Genomic DNA, 2,033 nt, shown 5'->3' with positions numbered 1-2,033 from the left:
GGTGAAGATCGGTGGGTGCAGTAGTCGTGGTGGGTTTCCGGGTCCGGTGTCGTTGACCCGGGCACGCACCTCCGCCTGCCCCACCGGCAACGGGATGTGCGGTGGTGGGACGTCCCAGTCCTGGTCGACCAGTGCCTCCAGCAGGAATCGCAGTGCGTCGGCGGCGTCCGCCACGACGCCGGGAGCGAAGAGGCCTTCGACGTAGTCCCAGTTGACGGTGAGTCCGCCGTCCTGCTCGATCACCTGGCAGTCCAGGGTGACCTGGGGCGTCTGGGACAACCCCCGGGTCTGCGAGCCGAACGACAGTTCGAGGTCCGGGAATTCGTCCGAGACTCCCAGGGTCGACGTGAACACGACCGGCATGAGCATCTGCGAAGCACCGTGACGCTGCGCCAGCTGCTGGAGCACCCAGACCGAGGACACCCCGTTGTGCTCCAGTCCCTCCCAGACCTGCCCCTGCACCCTGCGGACGGTCCGCGCCCACGGCTCGTCGGGTCGGCTCCGGTGGGCAAGCAGCATCAGCGAGGTGAAGTCGCCGACCACTCGGTTGACGTCGGGGTGGAGGTCCTGGCGGTCGAACACCGTCAGCGTCAGCGTCAGCTCGGGCTCGCCGCTCCACACGGTCAGCACCTCGGCGAACGCCGTGGCTACGACGGTCGAGACGGTCAGCCCGTGCTCGGCGGCCCGACCGCGCAGTCGCTGCCACCGTTCGGGTCCGATACGTGTCTCGCGGCGGACGAAGCTGGGTTGTTCCACCTGCTCCGGGGCGATCCGCAGCGGGAGCGCGGGTGGCGGGGGCAGTTCCTCGATCGCCCGGAGCCAGTAGGCCTCGTCGCGCCGCCGGACGTCATCGTCGGTCCTGGTGGCCAGCAGGTAGTCGCGGTAGGACAGCTCCAGCTCGGGCAGGTGGAGGTTCGGGTCGGTGTACAGGGCGGACAGCTCGCTCAGGACCGTGACGATGCTGAGCGCGTCCAGCACGATGTAGTCGAACCCGATGCCGAGGACCGTGTGCCCGTCGTCGCGCTGGACCGCGCGCACGTCGAACAGCGGCCAGGTCGTCACGTCCAGGATCTGGCTGTCCATGCCGCGCAGCTCGGCCACCGCTTCGTCGTGGTCCGCCGCGGTCGTGTGGCGTACCTGGAACCGGAATCTCGGCACGCTCGCCAGGATGCGCTGCCGGCCGTCACCGTCCAGGACGGCTCGCATCATCTCGTGGCGTTCGACGACCGAGTTCCACGCGTCCTCCAGCCGGTCGAGGTCCACTGACCCGCTCTCGAACTCCCAGTACCAGTAGGATCCGACCCCGCCCAGGGTGAATCCGGTGTGGCGCCCCAGCCAGTAGGCCCGCTGCACATCGGTGAGCTCGAAGGGCTCGTGTCGGTTTTCTAGGTCGGCGACGATCGTCGGTGTGGGACTGTCCGAGCCGTCCACACTGGTCAGGCGACTCGCGAATCCCGCGATCGTCGGGGAGCTGAACAGGTCTCCGAGGCTGCCGGAGAGCCCCTCGCGGCGCAGTGCCGCGAGCATGCGGGTAGCCAGCAGGCTGTCGCCACCGAGGTGGAAGAAGTTCGAGCGCCGGGTGGGCGAGCGGACATCCAGCAGTTCGGTCCACACGGAGGCGAGCACCGCTTCGTTCCCGACGAGTTCCGCGTCCGGCGCTTCTTCCGCTTCCGCTCGGGCGACGAGCCGTTCGGCGAGATCCGCGCGCACCCCGGCCCGGTCGATCTTGCCGTTCGCGTTCAGCGGGAAGGCGTCGGTGAACTCGACGTGTGCGGGCACCATGAACTCGGGCAGGTGCCGGGCCGCGGTCTCCAGCACCTCATCGGGTGAGTTGTCGACGGTGTCGTGCCCGAGCAGCATGGCGCACAGCGTGTCGCGGGGTTCCGGAACCACCGTGGCCACGGCTTCACGCACCGGCTCGGCACGTTCGAGGGCGCGCTCGATTTCGCCGAGTTCGATGCGGTGGCCGCGGATTTTGACTTGGTGGTCGGTGCGGCCGAGGAATTCGAGGGTGCCGTCGGGGTGGTAGCGGC

Annotated in this window: 1 protein-coding gene; it reads right to left on the bottom strand. The window is 68.9% G+C overall.

Translation table 11 applies throughout. The annotated features are described in order from the left end of the window. Positions 1–2,033: condensation domain-containing protein (locus tag BM150_RS23475; protein ID WP_245755703.1), on the bottom strand; the 2,033-nt coding region annotated here is incomplete at both ends.

It is taken from the genome of Actinopolyspora alba, assembly GCF_900112765.1.
Taxonomy (GTDB): domain Bacteria; phylum Actinomycetota; class Actinomycetes; order Mycobacteriales; family Pseudonocardiaceae; genus Actinopolyspora; species Actinopolyspora alba.
The sequence above is the reverse complement of the archived record's forward strand: the minus strand, read 5'-3'. Positions and strand labels throughout refer to the sequence as shown.